The sequence below is a fragment of the Halalkalibaculum roseum genome, assembly GCF_011059145.1.
Classification (GTDB): Bacteria; Bacteroidota; Rhodothermia; order Balneolales; family Balneolaceae; genus Halalkalibaculum; species Halalkalibaculum roseum.
Genome location: NZ_JAALLT010000006.1, coordinates 1 through 24403 on the forward strand (window position 1 = coordinate 1; position 24403 = coordinate 24403).

Below are 24403 nucleotides of genomic sequence, written 5' to 3' on the forward strand. Positions count from 1 at the left end.
ACACTCAAATTTTGAACAAGCTACTAGATCACCGATGATCATATCAGCTCCAGGTGTGGAAAGTAATATTAAAGTGGACTCCCCAACTGAATTTGTAGATCTCTTTCCCACATTAACGGATTTGTCCAATATTGAAACCCCACAATCATTGGATGGGAAAAGCTTGGTACCGGTTATGAACGGGGATAAGGAAAGGGTGAAAGATTTTGCTATCAGTCAGTACCGCAGGGGAAAGCACCGAATGGGTTATGCGCTCCGTAATGACCGCTATCGCTACGTCGAATGGCACAAGAATGATTATAGAAGTTATAAGCCTTATAAAAACCGAAATATTGTAGCTCGTGAGTTATACGATTACAAGAAAGATCCCCTTGAGTCGATAAATGTAGTTGAAAGTGAAGATTACCAGGATACTGCCAAAAAATTAAAGAAACAGCTCAAAGATTTTTTAACGGAAAAATCACCCAAAAATTGATTTAGCACTATGCAAAAAGTGATAAGATATGGTTTATTGATATTAGTCTTCTTTGGTGTACAGAGTTTAACTGTTCTTGAAGCAGTTACCTTAGACTCCAAAGAAGATCGACCAAATATTGTATTTATCTTGATAGATGACCTCGGGTGGATGGATTTGGAATATCAGGGATCAGAAATCTATAAAACTCCTGAAATCGATAAGCTGGCTGAGCAGTCCCTTGATTTCCAGCAAGCCTATGCACCGCATCCTCGCTGCGTTCCTTCACGATACGGTATGATGACGGGCATCTTTCCAGCCAGGTCAAAAGTGCCGGCTGAGAACTTTGATTTGCTGCCAGAAGACAAAACCTTTGCACATAAACTTTCAAATAATGGGTATAGAACCGGTTATATTGGGAAATGGCATTTGGGTAGTGAAGAACTGGGCCCGGCAGGAAAGGGCTTTGATGTAAGTATTGCAGCTGGTGAAGCCGGATCCCCAATCAACTATTTCTTTCCCTATAATGATACAAGTGAAAAGCCCTGGAAAGAGGGAAAGGATCCGATTCCAGATCTTGAAGAAGGAGAAGAAGGTGAATATCTAAATGATCGATTAACTGATGAGGCTATCGGATTTATAGAAGAAAACCAGTCGCGTCCTTTTTTCTTGATGCTTTCGCATTACGCAGTGCACCAACCATTGGAAGCTCCCGACTCACTTCGGAAAAAATTCAAGAAAGTAATTGCTAATCATGACTTCGGATCGTTGCCAGAGTATATCCTCGAGGGTACAGGTAAAACAAAAATGCGGCAGGATAACCCAACCTATGCTGCTATGATTAAGAACCTGGACTGGAATATTGGGAGACTCTTAGATAGACTTCAAAGTCTTGGGTTGGATGAAAATACCATAATCGTCTTCACTTCAGATCATGGAGGCTTATCAAACCAAGGAACAAGAAACAGGAATCTAGCAACTAGTAATTTTCCACTACGTGCGGGTAAAGGCTGGCTTTACGAGGGAGGAGTGAGAGTACCGCTCCTAGTCAAATGGCCGGGTGTAACCAAGCCGGGAGTAAATGAGGAGGCAATCATTTCGGGCGTTGATTATTATCCAACCTTCCTAGACATGGCTTTGGGTGAAAGTCCTGATAAGGAAGTTGATGGTCAGAGTTTTGTAAATATACTGCAAGGGGAAAAACAGGGAGATCGCGGGCCCATATTCTGGCATACTCCAAGAGCTCGGCCAAAAGGGACAGGAGACACCAACAGCTCGGCTGTCCGGCTTGGCGACTATAAATTAATCCACTGGTTCGACCGCGACGAAGTTCAACTCTACAATGTTGTTAAAGATATTAAAGAACGAAACGATCTTTCCAAGAAGATACCTCAAAAGACAGAAGAATTAATGAAGGTTCTTTCAGATTGGAAGAATGAGTGGAGTGATTAAATAATGGAGCATACAGTGTAACCATGGCATAATGAATTTTAAAAGAACATTGTTTTGGGTACTAACCGGTTTAAATTTACTGGTTATTCAAAGTTGTACCGCTCAGACACCATCATCTGAGCAAATCCGCAAACCAAATATTCTTTGGATCACATTCGAGGATATCAGTCCTCACCTTTCCATGTATGGGGATTCGACTGCCCAAACGCCTGTTTTTGATAAAATGGCTGAAGAAAGTATGGTATTTGCCAATGCCTTTACAACGGTTGGTGTTTGTGCCCCCAGTCGCTCCTCTATTATCACAGGAATGCATCCGGTTTCAATCGGTACCCAACATATGAGAACGGGAAAGGATGTAATGGGATGGGGACGAAGGGAATACGAGCAAAATACGAACCGTAGAGATATTGAAGGTAACATGGTACCTAGATACTCAGCGGTTATTCCGCCGCAGGTTCGTCCCTTTACGGAATATTTAAGGGCCGAAGGATATTATACTACCAATAATCCCAAGACAGATTACCAGTTTGCTGCTCCTGTGACAGCTTGGGATGAAAATGGTAGGGATGCTCATTGGAGCGGTAGAGCGCAAGGCCAGCCATTTTTTTCAGTTTTCAATCTTAATGTCACGCATGAGTCTAGAATATGGAAGAACAAGGATCTACCGCTTACCGTAGATCCCGATTCGGTGCCACTTCCGGCTTACTTTCCCGACAATCCTGTTGTACGTCGAGATGTAGCCAGACAGTATTCCAATATTGAATTACTTGATCAACAAGTGGGAGAAATCCTAAACGAACTACAAGAAGACGGATTACTGGATGAAACTATCATATTTTTTTACAGTGATCATGGCGGAGCACTGCCCCGCGGTAAACGCGATATTCATGATTCGGGACTTAAGGTACCTTTTATGATACGTTTCCCCGATGGGAGGCAAACCGGATTTACTGATGAGCTCATTTCATTTGTTGATTTGGCCCCTACAACCCTTTCATTGGCCGGTATTAAACCACCTGAATATATGCAAGGACATGCTTTTTTAGGGCAATACAAAGTTTCAGATCCGCGAAGCTATGTATATGGTAGCAGTGACCGTTTTGATGAAGTAACAGATATGAGAAGAGCGGTACGAGATAAGCGCTTTCTTTATATCCGCAATTTTTATCCCTCTCTGCCTGCCTATAAAGACCTCTCGTACAGGAAGCAGGTACCTATGATGAAAACTTTACTGGAACTAAGGCAAGAAGATCAACTTACTGAGTATGAACGACGTTGGTTTGAATCACCAAAAGCCGAGGAAGAGCTTTACGACACTAAAACTGATCCGGATAATATTCATAATCTTGCCGATGATGCGAGCTATTCCGAGAAGTTGTCAGAATTGAGAAATGAACTGGAGGACTGGCAAAAACGAATTGGAGACAAAGGGTTCATCCCGGAAACAGAAATGCTAGAAAATATGTGGCCGGAAGGGCAACAACCTGAAACGAATAAACCGGTTTTCAAACAAGAAGGGAACAAAATTACACTAAGTTCTTCAACCAAAGGTGCTGAAATTGCTTTTATCGTTTCTGATAAGGAACTGAACCCGACTCTTGATAGTGGATGGAAGCTTTATACAGAACCTTTTGAGTTGAGTGAAGGAGATATTGTATACGCCATTGCAAACAGAATAGGTTATCGGGATAGCAAAATAGTTGAGTTTGACTATGAGTAAGCTCGCGATAACGCTTTCATTTATATTTTTAAGTCTGCTGTTTAAACCTGGTTTTGCTCAGAATTCTCAGAATGAACTTGATCGTGTTATCTTCAAAACGGTTGATGATTCGGTGAGTTTGTCAATTTATTTCACCTATCCAAACAGCTATAACAAACAAGATCAATGGCCTCTGATTGTATTCTTTCATGGCGGGGGATGGAATCAGGGCTCTTACAAGCATTTCTTAAGACAAGCCAAATATTTTTCAAATCATGGGTTTATTTGTGCACTACCTGAGTACCGGGTTCGCAAAAAGCACAACTCAACACCTTTTGAATCCTTAAAGGATGCCAAATCTGCTCTTCGTTTTCTCAAAGTAAATGCAAATAAGTTTCAGATTGATACTTCAAAAGTAATTGCAGCGGGTGGCTCTGCAGGGGGCCACTTGGCTGCATCATTGGAAATGGTTGAAGGTTATAATGAACCAACGGATGATTTGGGCGTTGATACCGACGTGGATGCATTGGTTTTGTTCAACGGGGTATTAGATAATGGTCCGAGTGGTTATGGATTCAGACGAGTAGGTAAAGAGTATACCTCTTTTTCACCCTTTCATCAGACTAAGAAAGGGACAGCACCTACGCTGATTTTACTGGGTACAGATGATAATCTAATCCCCGTTGAATCTATGCAGGAATATTGCTCTGAAATGAAATCAGCCGGCTCCATTTGTAAGCTGGTATTGTATGAAGGTCAAGAGCATGGATTCTTCAATAGATCTCCCTACCTAGAAAAAACTATTCAACAGATGCATGAATTTTTAATTGAATTAGAGCTTACAAAAAGTTGAACCACTTAAAACATAAGTTATGGATATCAATAAGTTATTGTTGTTCTGTTTGGTAACTGTATTTATGGGTTGTGCGACCCAAAAAGAGATTGCTAATAATGAGGATGAAGAAGGATTAAGAGATATTGTAGAGAAAAGATATTCTCAAGATAATTTTATTTTTGGGATGGCAGCTCATGAAAGACGGATAGGTACCCAGTCGGAGGAGATTCTCAATAAGGAATTTGGCTATGTTACCCCATCAAATGATTTTAAGTTGACCGTCATCCATCCGAAGCCGGGCGAATGGGATTGGAGCAGGCCGGATCACTGGGTAACGAATGCTAAAGAGAATAGTCAAATAATACGTATGCATTCTCCTATAAGTCCCCAGGTTTCAGATTGGGTTAAAGAAGATCATCGCACAGCCGAAGAATTGGGGCCACTAATGGAAGAATATGTGACTGCTTTGTCTCAACGGTATAATAAATATGATCATATTAAATGGATGGATGTAGTTAATGAAACGATCGATTTTGATGGTGGGTGGTTTGGTCCAAAACCCGGAACAGATAAATGGGAGAACCCCTGGCCGCAGTTAGGCTATGACAATTCTCACGAGTTGAAACCGCCTATTTACATAAAAAAAGCGTTCAAGCTGTCAAACAAACATGCCCCTAATATTAAGCAAATCATTAATCAGCATGGGGCATTTGAAGAAGTTGTTTGGGATAAAATGAAACAATTGGTCCAATATTTATGGGATAACGATATTAGACTCGATGGCATCGGCTGGCAGGCACATATCAATATGGGGTGGGAAAAAGAAAATGGAAATATGCAGCGCCTATCTGAGTTTATTGATTGGTGTCATGAACACGGATTAGCTTTCCATATTACTGAATTTAATGTTTGGCTACGGGAAGGTCATGAAGGCGATTATGAGGCTCAAGCTGAAACATTTGGTGCAATTGTTGAGCTCTTGCTTGAAAAAAGAAAGAATGGAATGATTGGCATAAACTTTTGGAATTTGCGCCCTAAAGAAACCGCACGGCCACAATTAGATGGTACCTTATGGACTGATAACTTTGAAAAAAAGCCGGCATACTACAGAATAAGACAAGAGTTATTAGATCATTAGTGCGACTTAATTATGAAGCAAAAAAAAACTGTACTTGACAAAGTATGTTCAATCAATTTAATGAGACTTCTCATTTCTTTACAGTACCTGGGTATTTGTTTAATAATATTTGTCGGCTGTAGTACGCATAAAAAACAAACCAAAACTAGCCCAAATGTAGTACTAATAATGGCCGATGATCTGGGGTTCAGTGATATCGGAGCTTACGGCTCCGAAATCATGACCCCAAATATTGACAAGTTGGCAAAGGAAGGAGTTACGTTCACACAGTTCTATAACATTGCTAAATGTTCACAGTCCAGAGCATCCTTGCTTACAGGCTTATATCATCATCAAACTGACCTATTAAAACGTTCAGATAATAATATTACTCTTCCAGAAGTTTTGGGCGATGTGGGATATGAAACCATAATATCCGGTAAGTGGCACCTCGGTGATTGGAAGCAAGATGAGGATACACCTATTGACCGCGGGTTTAATCAATTTTTCGGTTTTTTAGGAGGTGCAATAAATTTCTATACGGGTGAAGATTGGGGGACAGGGAATAACTACATGAGAATGGGGACCGAAGAATATCAGGTTCCTGACAATTTTTATGCTACAGATAATTTCACAGATTATGCTATCGAACAGGTCAACGAAGCAGTAGATAAGTCAAAACCTTTTTTTCTCTACCTTTCATACAATGCGCCGCATTTTCCACTTCAAGTTCCAAAAGAAGAAATTGACAGGTACCAAGAAGTATATAAATCAGGCTGGGATAGTATTCGTATAGGAAGATTCAAAAGGATGAAAAAACTAGGTTTACTCAATAAAGATTGGGCACTTTCAGAACGAGACACTCTTGTTCCATCTTGGGAGACTTTGACACCAAAGCAGAAGTTAGAAGAACAAAAACTTATGGCTACCTATGCCGGCATGATCGATCGGATGGATCAGCAAATAGGTCGTTTAATGGATGTTCTGGAAACAGAGGGAATAAGCGATAATACTATTGTATTGTTTCTTTCCGATAACGGTGGGTGTCCTTTTGATTTTAACAGAACTCCAAATAAGATGCCAGGCCCTAGTGATGCTTTACGCAGTTATAATGTAGAGTGGGCAAATGTGTCGAATACACCTTTTGTGAAATATAAGCAGTGGATGCATGAAGGTGGTATTGCTTCTCCTCTGATTATGCGATGGCCAAATGGACTTGAGCAAAATGAGCTGGAAAGGACACCGGTTCATATTGTAGATTTGATGCCCACTATTTTGGGACTTATTAATGTTGAATCTCCAAGTGATTTTAATGGCAAAAGCTTGTTACCAATTGAGGGTCGTAGCATTGTAGAAACACTTGGTAACGATTCTATAAAAGTTCGAAAACCACTTTTCTGGGAATTTCAGGGGAGTCGTGCAGTAAGATGGGGAGATTGGAAACTGGTTGCGGAACGAGGAAATTCATGGGAGTTATATAATATTAAGAAGGATCGAACTGAAATGAATAATCTGGCTAGTGAGAATATCGAAATCGTTAACAAATTGGCCAATATGTATGAAAGTTGGGCAAATAGGGTGGGAGCAGTATCAGATAGCGTTGCTAGAAATATGCCTTTAAATAAACGGGCTACTTTTACTTTCAGTAAGAATTAAGATTTTCAATTTCCATTCGAAATTAATTCAGATTAATAAGTAATGTTGGAATTGCCGTAATTATATACCACTACCTTAGTACCTTATATCTTAGTCATACTTGAATGGATCTTCATACCACATGAAATACAGACTTCTTTTATTTAGTATTATAAGCCTCAGTTTGATGATAAGTTTGGTTTATAGTTGTGGCACAAGGGAGAACGATACTAGAAATCAGGGCTTGGATTTTAAATCGCCATTCATTGGAGATCAGGAATGTGCTTCTTGTCATTCAGATCAGTATAGGATGTGGAAAGGGTCCCATCATTTTTATGCTATGAATGAGGCGACTTCTAACTATGTAAGAGGTGATTTTAATGGAGAGGTTTTTAGGCACAACGGAGTTACTTATAAATTTTATAAAAAAGCGGATAAATACTTTGTTGAAACTGAAGGATTGGAAAGCAAAAATAGTAGCTATGAAGTTGCTTATACCTTTGGATGGGAACCACTTCAACAATATTTATTGGATTTTGGAAGTGGCAAATACCAGGCACTAAATATTGCTTGGGATACACAAGAGAAGCAATGGTTTGCCCTAAACCCTGAACAGGATCTTGAACATGGGAACTGGTTACACTGGACGGGTGGGGCTATGAATTGGAATACAATGTGTGCTGATTGCCATTCTACGAATTTACAACAGAACTATATTGCTGAAGCCGATTCATTTAATACAACTTGGTCTAGTATTAATGTAAGTTGTGAGTCATGTCATGGCGGGGGAAGAGATCATGTATCTTTTATGCAATCAGAAGAAGCTGCCGAGGCCACTATTGAAAGGATTAGAGAAGATTTGTTATCAACGAAAACAACATCGCAAGTAGAATTAATCAAACAGTGTGCTCCGTGTCATTCATTGCGTGAAAAATTGACATCAGACTATTCTCACGACACAGATTTTTTAGATCATTTCAATCCGACATTACCCCATCCGGAATCCTACTTTGCCGATGGTCAAATTAAAGAGGAAGTCTATGTATATGGTTCATTTTTACAAAGTAAAATGTATAAACAAGATGTGAAATGTAACGATTGCCATGATCCTCACAGTCTTGACCTGAAAGCGAATGTTAAGGACAATACCTTGTGTATGAGTTGCCATGAAAACAGTTATGATAGTCCGGAACATCATTTTCATAAGCTGAATACTGAAGCCTCTCAATGTATTAACTGTCATATGCCAGGCAGGTTCTATATGGAAGTTGATTTTCGACGTGACCACAGTTTTAGAGTACCCCGGCCGGATCAAAGTGTTTTATACGATGTTCCAAATGCTTGTAATAATTGTCATGAAAGTGAATCTCCTCAGTGGGCTTCTAATTGGGTAAAAGAATGGTATGGGACGAACAGGTCAAAACATTTTTCAGATGTCCTGTTGAAAGCAGACTCATTGGATGTAAAGGCGCTTCCAGATCTGCAGGCTCTGATAGCGGACACAAGTCAACCTGAAATTGCACGTGCAACTGCAGTTTGGTATACAGGGCAATTTCCAAGTGAGGAAAGTTTGGAAATACTTGAAAGTGCCATCCAAAGTGAAACAGCATTAGTTCGTTTAAGCGGTGCGAAAGCACTATCAGCTTTGCCTTCCGAAATGAAAATGCTACCCTTGCAAGATCTTCTTGATGATGAGGAACGCTCTGTTCGAAATGCAGCTATTAGTGGACTTACTGAGTTTACAGTCGTTGATATCTCATCTTTTGCCAAACAATCTTTTAAAAAAGCGCTAGAAGAGTATGAAGAGTACTTGGATGTTAATCGGTATTTCCCCCAGGGAGAGATGAATAGGGGACAGTATTTCGAGAAAAGTGGGAAAATTGATGAGGCCATAAAAGCATACAAAGAAGCCATTAAAAAAGACTCTGAGTTTCTTCCTGCTAGAATAAATTTAGCTTATTTGTACAATCAGATTGGACAGAATCAGGCATCGGAAGATCAATTGGATAAAGTATTAGAAATAGAACCTAGTTACGGTCCCGCATATTATTCTATGGCTTTACTTAAAGCAGAGCAAAATAATCTAAAAGAATCTCTTCAATATTTTGAAGAAGGGGCAAACTTGATGCCCGAAAATCATAGACTGAGATATAACTGGGCTATATCATTGCAGAGATTAGATATGCCAGAAAGAGCAGAAGAAATTTACTTAGAAGCTCTTGAGTTGGCTCCTGATAATGTTGATTATCTATATGGTCTAGTGACTTTATATTTTCAGCAAAAAGAATATGAAAAGGCGCTATACAATGTTGAAAAACTGTTAGAAATTGCCCCTGAAAATCAAAGGTTCCTACAATTACAAAATCTAATCATTCAAAGGAGTGAGTAAATACACTCGACTTAAGATCGATTGCAGAATTCATTTTGAGTACTCTAGTGAGCAAATATATAAGTGATAGTCCAACTTTTTGTACCCTCTTTTTAGTATCTATGTGATCTCCTAGCCAAATGTTTGGTTTCCTATCAAATAACTTTATAGGGTATGGGGGTAGAAATAAAAGTCCTTAGAGTAGGTTGAGATTTAAGTGGTAGCCAATCTAATTTTCCAACCAATATTGTTAGTGTAAGGTTTATAACGGAAATGTTTTACCAATAAAAAAAAGCCGTAAGAAGTTAATCTCTTGCGAGACAACAACTTACGGCAATTAATGTACTTTAAAAAGTGCCCTGGACTGGAGTCGAACCAGCACTCCCCGAAGGGAACTGCCCCCTCAAGACAGCGCGTCTACCAATTCCGCCACCAGGGCTCAACTACGCTAAAGCTTCGTTGAGCTAATTAGCGTGAGGGATATTCAATAAATCAAATTCCTTTCTGTGGTTCCCTTCACAAAACAGTTACCGGGAACTGCCTCTTCAATCCGCCAACTGGCGGATACCAATTCCGCCACCAGGACTTAAGGGACATTTTCAGAAAGGCTCCAAATATAGAAGCTTTATTGGATAAATGACAAATATCAAATTGCAAAATACAAACAAATTCGAGGTTCAAAATACGAATGTTCGAAACATCTAATTTCTAAGTTCTTGATTTGAAATGTTTCGGATTTAATTCATTAGTATTTCAAACTTGTTTGGTGTTTGTCTTTTGACCTTTGTGATTTGCCGAAATCTTAAATTTCGGCGAGCTGTTCCTTAACGTAGTCGTTTTCGGGATCCATCTTCTGGGCCTGCTCGTAATAGGTTTTGGCCTTGGCTGACTGTCCGGCGCGATGCATGAGGTCACCCATCAAAATCCAGTTCTCAACATCCTTGGGATTATTTTTGATACGATCCAGCAGGTAGCTGATGGCTTCGTTACCCTTGTCACTCATGATCTTGTAGAGTACCAGATTGCGATGCGCAGCAGGTGAATCGTCCAGGTCAATGGCTTTTTCAAAATCTTCGCGCGCTTCTTCCAGGTTTTCCAGCTGAAGATTGGCAAAACCTCGGAGGTTGTAGTAGCCGCTGTGCTCCTCTTCCAGTTCGATGGCTTTTTCAAGTCCTTTCACACTTTTCTCCCACTGGTTCAGCTTCTGAAAAACCATTGCCTCCAGGTGGAATCCGTCAGCTTGCTGCGGTTCCATCTTTTGAAGCTGACGGGATATATCAAGTGCATGATCGTAGTCGCCTTCTCGGAGCAAGGCTAATCCTTCTTCCAGTTGTTCTTCGTAGTTCATTAAATTGAATCGGCTTATTTTAAAATATTTCCAATGCCGTTAAAAATAAGGGATTTAGGGCACGAAAGCATAATTGTTTTAGCATCTTTATAGCATACGGATGATGCGGATACTGTGGGTTTTCACAGATATCATGGGAGTATTGTTTAATAGGTTGGAAAAGCTGAAAGCCGACGTCAGAAAGCTGAAAACCCTAAAATATTAACGATCGGATGAGCTGGACTTGGAATTCGAATCTGTCTCCGGTTCGGGCTCTACTTCTGTAACCTCTTCGAACTCCGCTTCCTCTACATTGTCAAAACGGCCGCCGGGTTTGGATTGACGGCGCTGCTGTTCTTCGTGGCGTTTCTTCTGTTCACGAATATTTTTGAACACCTGGTAAAACATCCGGGCATTGCTGTTTTTCTTCCGCCCGCCCGGCAGGAAGAGCCTGCTGACAAACTTCACCAGCAGGTACATCAATACGATAAATGCTAAGGTCTTTAAAAACATGTTTAATCGGGAATAATATGAATATGCGTATTGCCTCTGATAGGCTGATTAAAAATCTGCTCTTCTATGTAATCTAAATGTTTTTCATTACTTACAAAATCAATCTCCGATGTATTAATGATCATAAGCGGTGATTTATTGTAGTGATAAAAGAAATGGTTGTAGGCTTCACTCAGATCCTTAAGATAGTCGGCGGAGATATGACGTTCGTAATCGCGGTCTCGCTGGCGAATGTTTTCCATTAGCCGGTCGACGGAAGATTGCAGGTAGATGATGAGATCGGGCGTGGCAGAGATCCCGGTCATGATGTTGAAGATGGAGTCGTACAGGGCCAGTTCATCGTCTTCGAGATTGAGCCGTGCGAAAATGCGATCCTTCTCAAAAATATAGTCGGAGATAGTCAGCTGCTGGAAGAGGTCTTTACTGAGCATCTTCTGCTGTTGCTTGAAGCGGCTTGCAAGGAAAGCCATCTGTGTGGGAAAGGCATAACGCTCCTTGTCTTCATAAAACTTGGGCAGGAAGGGATTGTCTTCAAATTGTTCCAATACCAGGCGGGCATCGTGGCGCTTGGTCAGCAACTTGGCAAGGGAAGTTTTGCCGACCCCGATAACCCCTTCTATTGCAATAAACTCAAATTGATTTTCCATCTTACCAGGTCAATTCAGTTTTCTTCATTTTCAGGGGCGGTGCACTCGTAATTAATTTTGAAATGGATTCCCCGGTCTCGGGATCCTGCCAGTTTTCGTGCAGCTCTTCAAGCGGCTTCAACACAAATAACCGGTTCCGATATTCAGGATGCGGAATAATAAGGTTATCCTTGTGAATCACCAAGTTGCCATATGAAATAATATCCAGGTCGATGGTCCGTGCGCTCCACCTGGGCTGGTCAGCCGAACGACCGTGTTCCTGCTCAAAGTTTTTGAACTTTTTGATCAGCTTTTCCGGGTCGAGCTCAGTAGTAATTTCAACGGCGGCATTCAGAAAAAAGCGGGACGAGGGACCCACCGGTTCGGTCAGGTACACCGAGGAGCTTCGAATGGGTTGGTCGGATACCGAACTTAGAAAAGATTTGGCATCGGAGAGATGCTGACGACGGTCGCCCACATTAGAACCTACTGCTACGACTACTTCTACCTCGTCCATGTCATCTGTACTTCGGAATATTCGGCTTTGGTTTCAATGGGAGGTTCCATTTTGCGCACGCTCACTTCCAGTTTTTGCAGGTTTGGGAATGTTTCAAATACCTGTTCTCCGATTCGCAGTGTTAGGGTCTCGATCAATTTTACCGAAGTTCCTTCCATAATATTTTTTACCGCGGTTTCCGCTTTTTGGTAGTCGATGGTTTGACTTAGATCATCGCTTCGTCCCGCCTCTGAAAGATCCGCATAAAACACAAGGTCTACCTCAAAATCATTGCCCTCTATACGCTCCTCCTCGTAATACCCATGCGGGGCATGGAAGCGAAGACCTTTAAGCGTCAATTTATCCATGGAAATCACGAATTAGGAATTATGAATTACGAATTATGGGCTAAATAAAGTTTTGAAGTAGACAAATACAAAGGAAACAGAAATGGTGAATAAACAATGACCCTTCATTCTTAATTCCTAATTCCTAATTCACTCAGTAAATCAGTAAATCAATCCCTCAATTCTTATTACAAGCTTGCTACTTCAATCTTCTGGTGAAGTTCATCAACGATGCGCTTGTGCTTGTTGCTGGTCTGCATCCGTTCTTCTACTGTTGAGATGGCGTGGATGACGGTTGAGTGATCACGGCCGCCGAAATGAAGTCCGATAGTTTTCAGACTGGAATCGGTGAACTGTTTGGCAAGGTACATGGCAATCTGGCGGGCTTCCACAATTTCCTGCTTGCGAGTTTTCTCACGTACCTTATTGGTATCGATGCCGAAATAGTCGCACACATAGTTTTGTATGGATTCGATGGAGATCTGAGTGTTCGACTCCTTGACCATATCCTTGAGCACACGCTTGGCCATTTTCAGATCGAGTTCGTCGACATGCTGCAGGGAGGCGTGAGCCAAGAGCTTTATGATGGCGCCTTCCAGGTCGCGCACGTTAGACTTGAAGTTGTGAGCGATGAATTCGAGGATGTCGTGGGAGAGTTCAATGCCGTTATCGCTCGCTTTTCGTTCCAGGATGGCATAGCGTGTTTCGTACTCCGGCATCTGAAGGTCGGCACTGAGTCCCCAGCTGAAGCGGGAGATCAGGCGTTCTTCAATATCGGAGATTTCACGAGGTGCGCGATCACTGCTTAATATAAGTTGCTTACCATCCTGGTGAAGGGCGTTGAAAATATGGAAGAACTCCTCCTGGGTTTTCTCCTTTCCGCTGAAAAACTGGATGTCATCTACAATCAGCACATCGATCTGCCGGTAGAACATGGTAAACTCGCTGGCCCGGTTATTCCGAATGGCCTGAACAAACTCGTTGGTGAATCCCTCGGAAGAGATATACATCACGGCGATCTCATTGCCGTGCTCCTGCTTGATCTTATTGCCAATACTCTGGATGAGGTGGGTCTTGCCCAGACCGGTCCCCCCATAAATGAAAAAAGGGTTGAAGGAGTTGCTTCCCGGGTTTTCAGCAATTGCCATAGCAGCGGAACGTGCCAGCCTGTTGCAGTCACCTTCTATATAACGGTCAAAGACGTAACTGTTGTTGAGATTGGAATCAATCTTCGTCTTTCGGATACCGGGAATGACAAAGGGATTTTCAATTTTCCCAGGACTGTAATCGGCATACCCGTCCAGATCCTGTTCCTTAGAAGGGGGCATGGGCCGCTGGGGAAGTCTAACGGAACGAGTATCGCTCTCATTATTGGACTTTTCAAGAACAACGGAGTATTCGAGTTTTCCCTCATCTCCCAAAACTTTAGCCAACGTTGACCGGAGCATACTATAGTAGTGTTCTTCCAGCCACTCGTACCAGAACTGACTCGGTACCTGTATAGTTAAGGTATTATTTTCGAGCTTAATCGGTTGGATCGGCTCGAACCAAGATTTATACTTCTGATAGCTAATATTGTCTTGTATAATTTCCAGACACTGCTCCCACGCAGTTTCAGCAGAAATTGTACTCAAAATCCCGTGACCTCCAAAAAAATTAAAAGTTCATTGCAAAGAGAGCTTGCAGTTATCCACACAAAATTATCATCAATCTCATAGCGGCTCGAACGAAGATGATAATTTCCTAGACAGATGTCAAAAAAATATTCGGGGGTTATCCAAAAGTTATCCACATTTCTCTAAACAATATAAGTGCATGGGAGGCAAAGGATTGACACTTATTTGGGATTTCTTTCCAATCGCACTTGACACCCCGTAATATTGCCCTAACATTGATTTTACCTTTACCTAACAGGGGGAGGCGGGAATAAAAAAAGTTTTCAACAAGTTATCCACACAAGTAAATAATGTTAAAAAGTCCAAATTTAATTTCCGGAAATATGAAAATTATTAAGTCCGTTTCAGGTCTGCTAGGCAAGTTTTGCGATGATGAAACGGGGTTTCTTATCATAATCTTTGAGAAGGGAGGTTTCCCACCGGGTATCGTCAAAAAGCTGCTGAATTTGCTCTCCATATTTTTCGTGCACTTCAAGGTAGAGCATACCCTGGTCTTGCAAATATTTCTCAGAAAATCGGATCACACTTCCATACATTTTTTCAAGATTGTCGCAAAAAAGTGCAAGCGAAGGTTCGTGCCGGACAACCTGCTCTTCAAGCTCCTCTTTTTCTTCGGGTAAGACATAGGGAGGATTGGAAATGATGATGTCGTAGCTCCCTTCAAGCGGAAGTTCTTTCCACTGCAGGATGTTGCCGCTGATGAAGTTTACATCTACCTCGTTGTTTTCGGCATTCTCCCTTGCTATGCGAATTGCCTCTTTGGAGATATCGAGTGCATCCACCTGCCAGTCGGGGCGCTCCATCTTAAGGGCGATGGGAATGCAACCCGATCCGGTACCGATATCGATTACCTTTTTCTCCTCGGATCCTTCGTCAGAAGGGTGATCATCCAGCAGAATCTCAACCAGCTGTTCAGTCTCTATCCTCGGGATGAGTACTTCGGGAGATACCGTGATATGGGCATTCATAAATTCGGTGTAGCCCAGGATATATTGAAGAGGCTCGTGTTTTGCCCTTCTCTTGACCAAAGGACGTATGTTATCGAGTTCCGTTTGCGATAGGGGGCGGTCGAATTTAAGATATAGATCGAGACGCTTCACTTGCAGGGTCTCCGCAAGAAGCCATTCGATGCTTAGGCGTGGATCGGGGATGCCTCTTTCCTTAAAGTATTCTGTTCCCCACTCCAGCATGGACAGAACAGTCCAGTCCTTGAGCTTGGTGCTCATTCAGAATTTGGGTATGGATTAGGAGTCTTCTTCGGTTTCTTCTTGTTCCTGAACTTCCTGTACCGTCAGACCATATCTCTTGGTGAAGTCGAGAATGAAATCAATAACCTCGTCGTCGATGGTACGTTTTTCCTCGTCGAGCGAGCTGCCACGAAAGCCCATGCGTCCGCCGGTCTTCTTGATTTCTATACGGGTCTCTTTCCCGGTAAATTCAATGATGACGGTCAGGGTTACACTGGCGTTAATTTGCTTTTCGTATTGCTCGTATACTGCTACGTGAACAGTGTCGCTGGAACTGGAAGATTCATACTTGTAGAGATACTTCGGTTCCTGGCTTTTAAATAGATTGGCAGGTATCCTCCGGAGTGTATCCGCTGGACCATAAACAAGATACTTGCTGACAGATTTCATAATAAATTCGATTCGTATTTTGTAGGATGAGCTAGATGCTTAAACAGCCTGAATAAACGCCTTAATATAACAATAGTCAAATATAAGATCAGATTAAGATGACAATTCTGATAGAATTAAAAATATGCGTATAATTTTTTTCTCTTCTGCGTGTTTACTAATATTAGAGTCTATATAACGTGTAATCATTCATGTCCGGAAATTCTATGAAGCTTTATCCCATATCTCTTAAAAGTATTCCTTTGCTGGTGCTTTTGCTGGCAGTATTCGGTCTTCAGGTAACCCAAGCCCAGCTTAAGGAACCTGACGTACGTAAGGTAGACCGACCTCGTACCCCTCTCAGCGAAGGTTTTCATAATGCGCTTGAATTTGATGTCATGCTCAATAATTTTGGTTTCTCTATCGGGGGACAGTATTCCCGGGTGGTCGGACCTTATACAGAGCTGACCTTTCAAACCGGAATCACGGGAATTCGCGATGTGAGTGAACAGAATTTTCAGGACTTTTTTACCGGTCAGCGTACGATCCCCAACAAATATCAAAGAGCACTGGGTTTTCCGTTCCTGTTCGGAGTAGAGCGACGCCTTTTTGCCGAATCGATCGCTGATAACTTCCGGTTTTTTGTAGCAGGATCCGGCGGTCCTGCGATGGCCTTTGTGTATCCCTATATCAATGACTCCGACAATAATGGTTTACGAACGACGATAATCGACCCAAATGGATTTATCCGTCCCGTGGAAGAGGTCAACGATTTCTTTACCGGCTGGAAGGATGGTGACACGGAATGGGGTTTTTCAGGTGAATTGAAAGTTGGTGTTACCCTGGGAGAAAATTTCAAGAGCCAAACGACTGTTGAGTTCGGCTACTTTTTCTACTATTTCAGCCAAGGCCTACAGATTATGGAACCGCGACGAGTCGGTTCCGGGAATGATGCTTACATCTTTGATGAGCAGCTCGGGATAGGCGTCATAAATCCGGATGCAATTGAACCTTATTTTGATGCTCAGAAATATTTCGGCACTCCGCAGATCAGCATTAAGTTCGGTGGCATGTGGTAGGAATTAATTGTTGAGTCGGTGAATAGTTGAATTGTTGAGTGAGTGGGTATTAAGCAACTACCCAACTAACTCACTAAACCAATCCTCAGGCTTTTCCAGGCTATCTAATATCAGGTCCGGGTCATGCGCAGCCAGCTCCTCTCTTGAAAAGTGGCCGGTAGTCACCACCACGCAGCGACACCCAAAATGCCGGGCACACTCAATATCCAGAGGCGTATCTCCGACGATGATAAACTCTTCCGGCTCGGCTTCTCTTTCATGCAGCTGGCGGTAGTTCTTACTTGCAGCGCTACCCAGGAGATTGCGGTCGGCGTGATCGCAACCGTAAGCTCCAAAGGTGAAATAATTATTGTATCCGGCCATGCTCAGCTTGTGAGCAGCAATTTCCTTGAAATTACCGGTCAGCAGTCCCATATGATGGTTTCGCTCTCTAAAAAAGCTGAGGCAGGTATCTGTATGTTCATAAACCGACACATGTGCAGGCTTCAACTCCTGATGCATGCCTGCCAGGTAACGGGTCTTCAATTCACGGTAGAGGTAATCATTCTGTTGCTGATTTCCCAGCAGCGACCGGAAAATGGCCTGGTCGGTTCTACCCGCAAAGGCTGTATCGGCAAGAACCGAAGAATCCAGGGATAACGAATCAAGGATCTCGGAAATCAACGAGTGCATAAAATTTCTCTCGACGCTGAGCAGGGTTCCGTCGATATCAAACAGGAGTATAGGCTTCATAAATCAATGGAATTCAGAATACGCAATATGCTTTATAGTGTACTAAAAAACTTTGTACATTAAGTCACAATTTTAGTCTAAAACAAATAGGTCAAGCAATGAGTTTTATCGATGAAATTAACGGGCGCCAGATCATTGATTCCCGAGGCAACCCGACTGTAGAAGTTGATGTTATTTTGAACACCGGAATAATGGGACGTGCTGCAGTTCCCTCCGGAGCCTCCACCGGAGAGCACGAGGCGGTAGAGCTTCGCGACGGTGATGAAAATGTTTTTATGGGCAAAGGAGTTCGGAAGGCTGTTGAAAATGTGAACACCATAATTGCCGGGGAGCTTAGGGGTATGGAGGTGTTCAACCAGGTGGAACTTGACAACACCCTGCTTGATCTCGACGGTACGGAAAACAAAGGCAAGCTTGGCGCAAATGCTATATTGGGTGTATCATTAGCTGCAGCAGATGCCGCTGCCAACGCACTGAATCTGCCGCTTTGGAGGTATATTGGTGGCGTAAATGCCAAAGTGCTGCCTCTGCCTATGATGAATATAATCAACGGCGGATCTCATGCCGATAATAATGTGGACCTTCAGGAATTCATGATTTCTCCGGGTGGGGCTTCCAGTTTTTCTGAAGCTATCCGTATGGGTGCCGAAGTGTTTCATAATCTGAAGAAAGTGCTGAAGGACAAAGGTTATAATACGGCTGTCGGTGATGAAGGTGGTTTTGCCCCCAACCTCAAGTCGAATGAAGAAGCGGTGGAAGTTATACTACAGGCAACCGAAAAGGCGGGATATACTCCCGGTGAAGACATCTTCATCACGCTCGATCCTGCTACTTCGGAATTCTATAACGCCGAGAAGAATGTCTATGAATTTAAATGGAGTGATGGAAGCGAACGCGACCAGGAAGATATGGTTGCCTTCTGGAGCGATTGGGTAGATAAGTATCCTATTGTCTCCATTGAGGATGCTTTGGCAGAAGATGACTGGGATGGCTGGAAGAAGCTTACTGATGCTATCGGAGACAAGGTGCAGTTGGTCGGTGACGACCTCTTTGTAACCAATACCGATCGACTGGCCAAGGGAATTAAGATGGGAGTTGCGAATTCTATCCTGATTAAAGTCAACCAGATCGGAACGCTAACTGAAACGCTTGATGCCATCGAAATGGCGCATAAAAATGATTACACTGCCGTGATCTCACACCGTTCGGGAGAAACCGAAGATACCACTATCGCCGACCTTGCTGTGGCAACCAATGCGGGTCAGATCAAAACGGGTTCCATGAGTCGTACCGACCGTATCGCCAAGTACAACCAGTTGCTGAGAATTGAAGAACAGTTAGGTCCAAATGCCATATTTCCCGGCAAAGACGCTTTCGGCGTTTAAATTTATGGAACACGGATGACACAGATTTAGCGAATACTCACGGGTAATATATTTTAATTCCCTGATGATCTGTTATATCCGTTAAATCTGTGTTCTGCCTCTTTTTATTTTTCTATGCGCACTACATTCACCCGACTTCAAAATTTTCGCAACCATGTGGATACACGGGTTGAATGGGCACCACACATGAATGTTATCATCGGTCCCAATGGGGCCGGAAAAACAAACCTGATCGATGCCATTCACTACCTCTGCATGACCCGTAGTTTTATCTCCACCAGTGACATTTATGTGGTAAATCAGGATGCCACTTTTTTTATGGTCAAGGGTCATTTTGAAGGAAACATCAGGGCCAGCTTTGATGTAGGATGTTCCTATTCGCGCGGGGAAGGGAAGAAGATTTTTGTAAATGAAAGTCCGCTTGATCGCTTATCCGATCTTATCGGTATGGTACCTGTCGTCGTGTTGGCACCACAGGATAAAAAACTGACCAGCGAGGGACCTGCCGAACGCCGCTCGTTTATTGACTCGTTCATCAGCCAGATATCACCGCGATATCTCAAGGATTTGCTGGATTTCAGGAAAGCCCGAAAGCAGCGAAACAAGCTCCTTCAGGAATTCCGCGGCAGCCGCGAAGTCATGCTAGCCTACCTGGAGCCGTGGAATGTACAACTGGTTGAATATGGCTCGCGTATTGTCGCTAAGCGAACGGAGGTGTTGAATCAGTTTCAGGATTACCTGGCAGAGGAGTATGAACTGATATCCGGTATGCGTCATAAACCGCATCTGGAGTACCAGACCTTTTGTGAGCCCTCAGAGGATATTCAAGTCGTAGAAGATCGGTACCGGGAAGAGCTGAAAAAAGCCCTGGATAATGAACTCGAACGGGAAATTACTACGGTAGGGCCGCACCGTGATGAAATCGTTTTCTACCTCGATGATTTTGAACTTCGCAAATTCGGTTCCCAAGGCCAGCACAGGCTTTTTGCACTGGCTCTGAAACTGGCTCAGCTGTTTTACTTTTCTGCCGAACTGGATGATCTGCCCATTTTTTTGCTGGATGATGTCTTCGGTGATTTGGATGCCCAGCGAACCGAAGTATTACTCAATGCTCTGATTGAGCATGCGGGTCAGACTTTCATTACGTCGGCAAATCCAATACCTTTTGAGGACTATGTCACCTTCGACGGTGAGAAGAATCGCAAATTTCGTGTGGAGCAGGGAAAGATAGAAAGGATAAAATAGAATTTGAGCCTAAGCTTGGATTCATAACGAATCGCAATAGATGTCTCGCTACAGAACAAATACACCGAAACCCCTCAAGGAGCTGGTAAAAGACTTCCTGGATGATGTACCCTACAGAAAGCGTCTGAAGAGGGGAATGATTCTTTCCCTTTGGGATGAGACGGTAGGTGAGAATATTGCTCAACAGACCGAAAACCTGCGTTTTGAAAATAGCAAGCTAATCTTAAATGTGAAGAATCCTGCCTGGCGTCACGAAATCCACATGAAGCGGTTCAGTATCGCAAAAAAGCTTAATGACCAGGTAGGAGAAAAAATCATAAAGGAAATTATCGTTCGTTCCTAGTTCTCATTGACAACCATAAACTGCCCATCTATATTAGCCTGATATGAGTGCTATGGATAATGAAAAAATTGAACAGTTCAAGGAACGGCTCCAGTCTATTTGGTCCTCTATCGTCAGAAGTAAAGAAGAAAGCGATATCGAGGAGAGCAGGAAAGGCAAAATCGTTGTATTTGTGGTGGCTTTTATCCTCGCGCTTTGCCTGTGGCTGATGGTGAACCTAAGCAGGGATTATACCATCAATGTCAATTTGCCTATCGTTATGGGTAATATGCCGGACGACCAGGCGCTCACCGAAGAGCTTCCCTCAGACGCCACGGTTAGTATTTCGGGAGAAGGTTGGCAGCTGATTAATATTTATAACAATCCGCCCCAGGTTTTTGTGGATGTGAACCAAAATGAGATTAATCTCTATGAGCAGGTACAGAAACAGCTGAATGCCAATCCGGATTTGAGCGTGCAGAAAGTACAGCCACTTTTTCTCAATCTTGACATGGAGAGCAAGATGACGAAGAAAATTCCCATCCGGTCCAATGTAGAGGTTACTTTTGAGGACCAGTATAATTTTGCGGGCGAACCCTATCTGGAACCGGACAGTGTAACCATCACAGGTGCCGGTTCAATCATTCGCAATATTGAAACGTGGGAAACGGCCCCGGTTCAGTTTGAGGATGTGGATACGGATATTTCTGCCACGGTTGGTTTGAAGGAAACGGAACCTCTGTACAGTATCACACCTCTTGAAGTGACCTATAATGCCAATGTGGCCCAGTATACCGAAGGGGAAACCCGTGTCAATATTGAGGCTCGAAATATGCCTTCCGGACGCAGTGTGACGTTCAGCCCTTCCATGCTAACTATTCGGTATAACGTGCCGGTGGATCAGTATTCGGAGGTTCAGGAGCTGAATAATCCCTTTACTGCTTATATTTCTTACCGGCAGATCAGTGAAGACACTACCGGCTTCGTAGTGCCGAATATTGAAAACACGGCCCCCGCCGGGTACAATATCAAATTGCGTTCCTATCAGCCTACCAGTGTCTCGTACTTTATGGTACTGAATAATTAAAATTGAGTGACTAAGTGGTATTTAAGCCACTTCATCAAGTTGCTTCTCGAATGGCTTGATCACTTTTTGAACATCCTTGGTATTTTCAAAGAAGTCGAGCACCTTCAGCAGTACCTCATCAACCAGCACATCCGGACAAGAAGCACCGGAAGTCAGTGCGACCTTCACCGGTTTATCACTTTTCGGCAGCCAGTCGTCGGTTTTCTTGATCTCCTTGTCCCATTGATTAAAGTGCCGGATGAGTGAGTCAGACTTAATCTCCTCAGCGTCCCGCACGTGGAAGGTGGGATAGGCGTGCTCAAGAATCTCCACAAGGTGCATGGTATTTGAGGAATTGTACCCACCGACTACCAGTCCGATATCGGCATCTGTATCGGCAAGGGCAAGCGTGGCCGACTGGTTCTCATTGGTTGCGTAACAGAGCGTGTCAGTGGTATCTGCAAAATGGTCAAGTACGTCGGATTCTCCGAATCGCTTGGCCGCCGCCTCCTTAAGAATATCCATCACTTCTTGTGTTTCTGTGGCAAGCATCGTGGTTTGGTTAATCACCCCAAAATGCTCCAGAGAAGTAATGGGATCAAAATTCTCTGTGCTCTTGTGTCCGAAATACTTCTCAAAATCCGTTCGGGGTCGATCTCCGGTCATAATATCAGCCAGAATCTGAGCCTCTTCTGGATTCAGAACCACCACGCATTCCGAGTGATTGGAACTATGCGAGAAGGTAGCACGGGTCTCCTCGTGATGATGCTTACCGTGAATCACCAGCGAGTAGCCCTTGTTGCCTAGCTGACTTCCGCGTTTCCAGACTTTTTCCACAAAAGGACAGGTGGTGTTATACTCATAGGGATCGATGCCCTGCTCCTTAAGCTTCTGCTGAATCTCTATCGTGGTACCGAATGCAGGCACGATCACGATGTCGTCTTGATCGAGCGATGAAATCGGAATCAATTCCGTCCCGTCCGTCTCAAACAGGAAGCGAACTCCTCGCGCTTGCAGGTCTTCGTTCACGGTGGGATTGTGGATCATCTCGCTCAACAGGTAGATATCCTTATCCGGGTGTTCATTAACCGTTCGATAGGCAATATCGATGGCATTCTCCACCCCATAGCAGAAACCGAAGTGGCGGGGGATGTAAAATTGAACAGGACCAAAATCGAGCAGGGTAGGTTCGAGATCCTTTTTGCGTGGATCTACCACCTTGTTTGCATCCTTTACCTTGCGGATGATCGGGGATTCATAAATGTCGGGTATATCAAATTTCTTTCGTGCCATAGACGTCAAATATAAGGAGCTTCAAAGGAAAGATCACAAGGAGTAACAGAAAAAGGTAGGTAATCGATTCCCATTACTCACTGATTAAATGGTTTATTTTAGATGTACTATAGCTAAATGATCTCCTGGAAATTGGTAAAGCGAGAGCATTCCCCAGTAGAGCAGCGAAAGAGGTAGGGGAGAGGAACTATTCAATAATCATTTATTCTGACTTAGAACCCATTTGCAGGTGTCATCCCGACCGTAAGTGGAGGGATCTCATCCGTTCCGAAAAGGCGAATCGAATCTTAGCGGATGAGATCCCTCGACGGGGCTCGGGATGACAACCTTTCTCAATACCCCCGGTGGCTTTTCCCATAAGGATGCCTATGGCAGGGTTACTTTTGGCCAGTCGAAAGTAACAAGATGAAGTGTTGTCCGAGTTCTACACTGGTATTTTTGACGCGCAAAAGTACCGCAAAACGCGCCGCCAGGATTTACTCGGCAGGACACCGGTTGCAATTGGCGAGGGTAANCGAAAAGGCGAATCGAATCTTAGCGGATGAGATCCCTCGACGGGGCTCGGGATGACAACCTTTCTCAATACCCCCGGTGGCTTTTCCCATAAGGATGCCTATGGCAGGGTTACTTTTGGCCAGTCGAAAGTAACAAGATGAAGTGTTGTCCGAGTTCTACACTGGTATTTTTGACGCGCAAAAGTACCGCAAAACGCGCCGCCAGGATTTACTCGGCAGGACACCGGTTGCAATTGGCGAGGGTAAAGACAATGATCCTTCACATTTAGTGATCGCTACGAAGATCTCATCGGTGTGTATTTNACTCGGCAGGACACCGGTTGCAATTGGCGAGGGTAAAGACAATGATCCTTCACATTTAGTGATCGCTACGAAGATCTCATCGGTGTGTATTTACAACCACTCGCCTTCATGTAACCTCCACAAGCACCTGCCTCACAACTCCAAGTGCGGATGAAAATAAACCCTCCAGGGGTCTCGACCCTTGGAGGGTTACAAGAAAATATCGTATGAATTGAAATCAGTATTAAAAAGACAGAAAAAGCAGCAATCGAAATCCATAGTTACTCTGTGTAACTCCGTGCTTCTCTGTGCAACTCAGGGGT

22 protein-coding genes and 1 tRNA gene are annotated in these 24403 nt (G+C 43.3%); 12 read left to right on the forward strand and 11 right to left on the reverse strand.

What is annotated here, in order from left to right; genetic code table 11:
• From G3570_RS15740 to G3570_RS15770, 7 genes are all read left to right on the forward strand, one after another.
• Positions 1-475, forward strand: a 475-nt coding sequence (locus G3570_RS15740) for a sulfatase/phosphatase domain-containing protein (protein ID WP_249067215.1), incomplete at its 5' end; no start/stop codon positions are given.
• Positions 476-484: 9 nt separating this feature from the next.
• Complete coding sequence (locus G3570_RS15745; protein WP_165143830.1) at positions 485-1906, forward strand: sulfatase; 1422 nt, start codon at positions 485-487, stop codon at positions 1904-1906.
• Between the two features lie 31 nt (positions 1907-1937).
• Positions 1938-3626, forward strand: a complete 1689-nt coding sequence (locus tag G3570_RS15750; RefSeq protein ID WP_165143831.1) for a sulfatase-like hydrolase/transferase — start codon at positions 1938-1940, stop codon at positions 3624-3626.
• A complete protein-coding gene (locus G3570_RS15755; protein WP_165143832.1) occupies positions 3619-4458 on the forward strand; it encodes an alpha/beta hydrolase in 840 nt (279 codons plus the stop codon). Before G3570_RS15750 ends, G3570_RS15755 begins: the two co-directional genes overlap by 8 nt.
• Positions 4459-4477: 19 nt before the next feature.
• A complete protein-coding gene (locus tag G3570_RS15760) occupies positions 4478-5578 on the forward strand; it encodes an endo-1,4-beta-xylanase (protein WP_165143833.1) in 1101 nt (366 codons plus the stop codon).
• Between the two features lie 12 nt (positions 5579-5590).
• Positions 5591-7213, forward strand: coding sequence for an arylsulfatase (locus G3570_RS15765; RefSeq protein ID WP_165143834.1), 1623 nt, complete (start codon positions 5591-5593; stop codon positions 7211-7213).
• Positions 7214-7334: 121 nt separating this feature from the next.
• A complete protein-coding gene (locus G3570_RS15770) occupies positions 7335-9581 on the forward strand; it encodes a tetratricopeptide repeat protein (RefSeq protein WP_165143835.1) in 2247 nt (748 codons plus the stop codon).
• Positions 9582-9915: 334 nt separating this feature from the next.
• Here G3570_RS15770 and G3570_RS15775 read toward each other — a convergent pair.
• The 9 genes from G3570_RS15775 to G3570_RS15815 form a co-directional block, all read right to left on the reverse strand.
• Positions 9916-9999: transfer RNA gene (locus G3570_RS15775), tRNA-Leu, on the reverse strand.
• A gap of 363 nt (positions 10000-10362) precedes the next feature.
• Positions 10363-10908 (reverse strand): tetratricopeptide repeat protein, encoded by a 546-nt coding sequence (locus G3570_RS15780; protein WP_165143836.1) that lies wholly within the window; start codon positions 10906-10908, stop codon positions 10363-10365.
• Positions 10909-11109: 201 nt separating this feature from the next.
• Positions 11110-11400, reverse strand: coding sequence for a hypothetical protein (locus G3570_RS15785; protein ID WP_165143837.1), 291 nt, complete (start codon positions 11398-11400; stop codon positions 11110-11112).
• Positions 11401-11402: 2 nt separating this feature from the next.
• The gene (locus tag G3570_RS15790; protein ID WP_165143838.1) at positions 11403-12047 is read right to left on the reverse strand and encodes a deoxynucleoside kinase; all 645 of its coding nucleotides are present in this window, start codon (positions 12045-12047) and stop codon (positions 11403-11405) included.
• Between the two features lies 1 nt (position 12048).
• Entirely contained in the window at positions 12049-12543 is a 495-nt protein-coding gene (folK, locus tag G3570_RS15795) for a 2-amino-4-hydroxy-6-hydroxymethyldihydropteridine diphosphokinase (RefSeq protein ID WP_165143839.1), read from the reverse strand.
• On the reverse strand, positions 12531-12890 hold the full coding sequence (gene folB / locus G3570_RS15800; protein ID WP_165143840.1) for a dihydroneopterin aldolase: 360 nt from the start codon (positions 12888-12890) through the stop codon (positions 12531-12533). The genes folK and folB overlap by 13 nt, the downstream gene beginning before the upstream one ends.
• 167 nt (positions 12891-13057) lie before the next feature.
• A complete protein-coding gene (gene dnaA, locus G3570_RS15805; RefSeq protein WP_249067218.1) occupies positions 13058-14503 on the reverse strand; it encodes a chromosomal replication initiator protein DnaA in 1446 nt (481 codons plus the stop codon).
• A 395-nt stretch (positions 14504-14898) separates the two neighbouring features.
• Complete coding sequence (prmC, locus tag G3570_RS15810; protein WP_165143841.1) at positions 14899-15771, reverse strand: peptide chain release factor N(5)-glutamine methyltransferase; 873 nt, start codon at positions 15769-15771, stop codon at positions 14899-14901.
• A gap of 18 nt (positions 15772-15789) precedes the next feature.
• Positions 15790-16182, reverse strand: a complete 393-nt coding sequence (locus G3570_RS15815) for a hypothetical protein (protein WP_165143842.1) — start codon at positions 16180-16182, stop codon at positions 15790-15792.
• A 191-nt stretch (positions 16183-16373) separates the two neighbouring features.
• Here G3570_RS15815 and G3570_RS15820 point away from each other — a divergent pair, with 191 nt between their 5' ends.
• The gene (locus G3570_RS15820) at positions 16374-17240 is read left to right on the forward strand and encodes a hypothetical protein (RefSeq protein WP_165143843.1); all 867 of its coding nucleotides are present in this window, start codon (positions 16374-16376) and stop codon (positions 17238-17240) included.
• A 57-nt stretch (positions 17241-17297) separates the two neighbouring features.
• Here the strand turns inward: G3570_RS15820 and G3570_RS15825 are convergent, their stop codons facing one another.
• Entirely contained in the window at positions 17298-17972 is a 675-nt protein-coding gene (locus G3570_RS15825; protein ID WP_165143844.1) for an HAD family hydrolase, read from the reverse strand.
• Between the two features lie 98 nt (positions 17973-18070).
• Between G3570_RS15825 and eno the strand changes: the two genes are divergently transcribed.
• The 4 genes from eno to G3570_RS15845 all read left to right on the forward strand — a co-directional run bounded on the left by eno (position 18071) and on the right by G3570_RS15845 (position 22011).
• Complete coding sequence (gene eno, locus G3570_RS15830) at positions 18071-19357, forward strand: phosphopyruvate hydratase (protein WP_165143845.1); 1287 nt, start codon at positions 18071-18073, stop codon at positions 19355-19357.
• Between the two features lie 114 nt (positions 19358-19471).
• A complete protein-coding gene (gene recF / locus G3570_RS15835; protein WP_165143846.1) occupies positions 19472-20602 on the forward strand; it encodes a DNA replication/repair protein RecF in 1131 nt (376 codons plus the stop codon).
• 40 nt (positions 20603-20642) lie between these two features.
• Positions 20643-20945 (forward strand): DciA family protein, encoded by a 303-nt coding sequence (locus tag G3570_RS15840; RefSeq protein ID WP_165143847.1) that lies wholly within the window; start codon positions 20643-20645, stop codon positions 20943-20945.
• 52 nt (positions 20946-20997) lie between these two features.
• Complete coding sequence (locus tag G3570_RS15845; RefSeq protein ID WP_165143848.1) at positions 20998-22011, forward strand: CdaR family protein; 1014 nt, start codon at positions 20998-21000, stop codon at positions 22009-22011.
• A 21-nt stretch (positions 22012-22032) separates the two neighbouring features.
• On the opposite strand, the gene G3570_RS15850 is transcribed toward G3570_RS15845, so the two are convergent.
• Positions 22033-23283 carry a 4-hydroxy-3-methylbut-2-enyl diphosphate reductase gene (locus G3570_RS15850; RefSeq protein WP_165143849.1) on the reverse strand — a complete coding sequence of 417 codons (1251 nt, stop codon included), beginning with the start codon at positions 23281-23283 and terminating at the stop codon, positions 22033-22035.
• Between the last annotated feature and the right edge of the window lie 1120 nt (positions 23284-24403).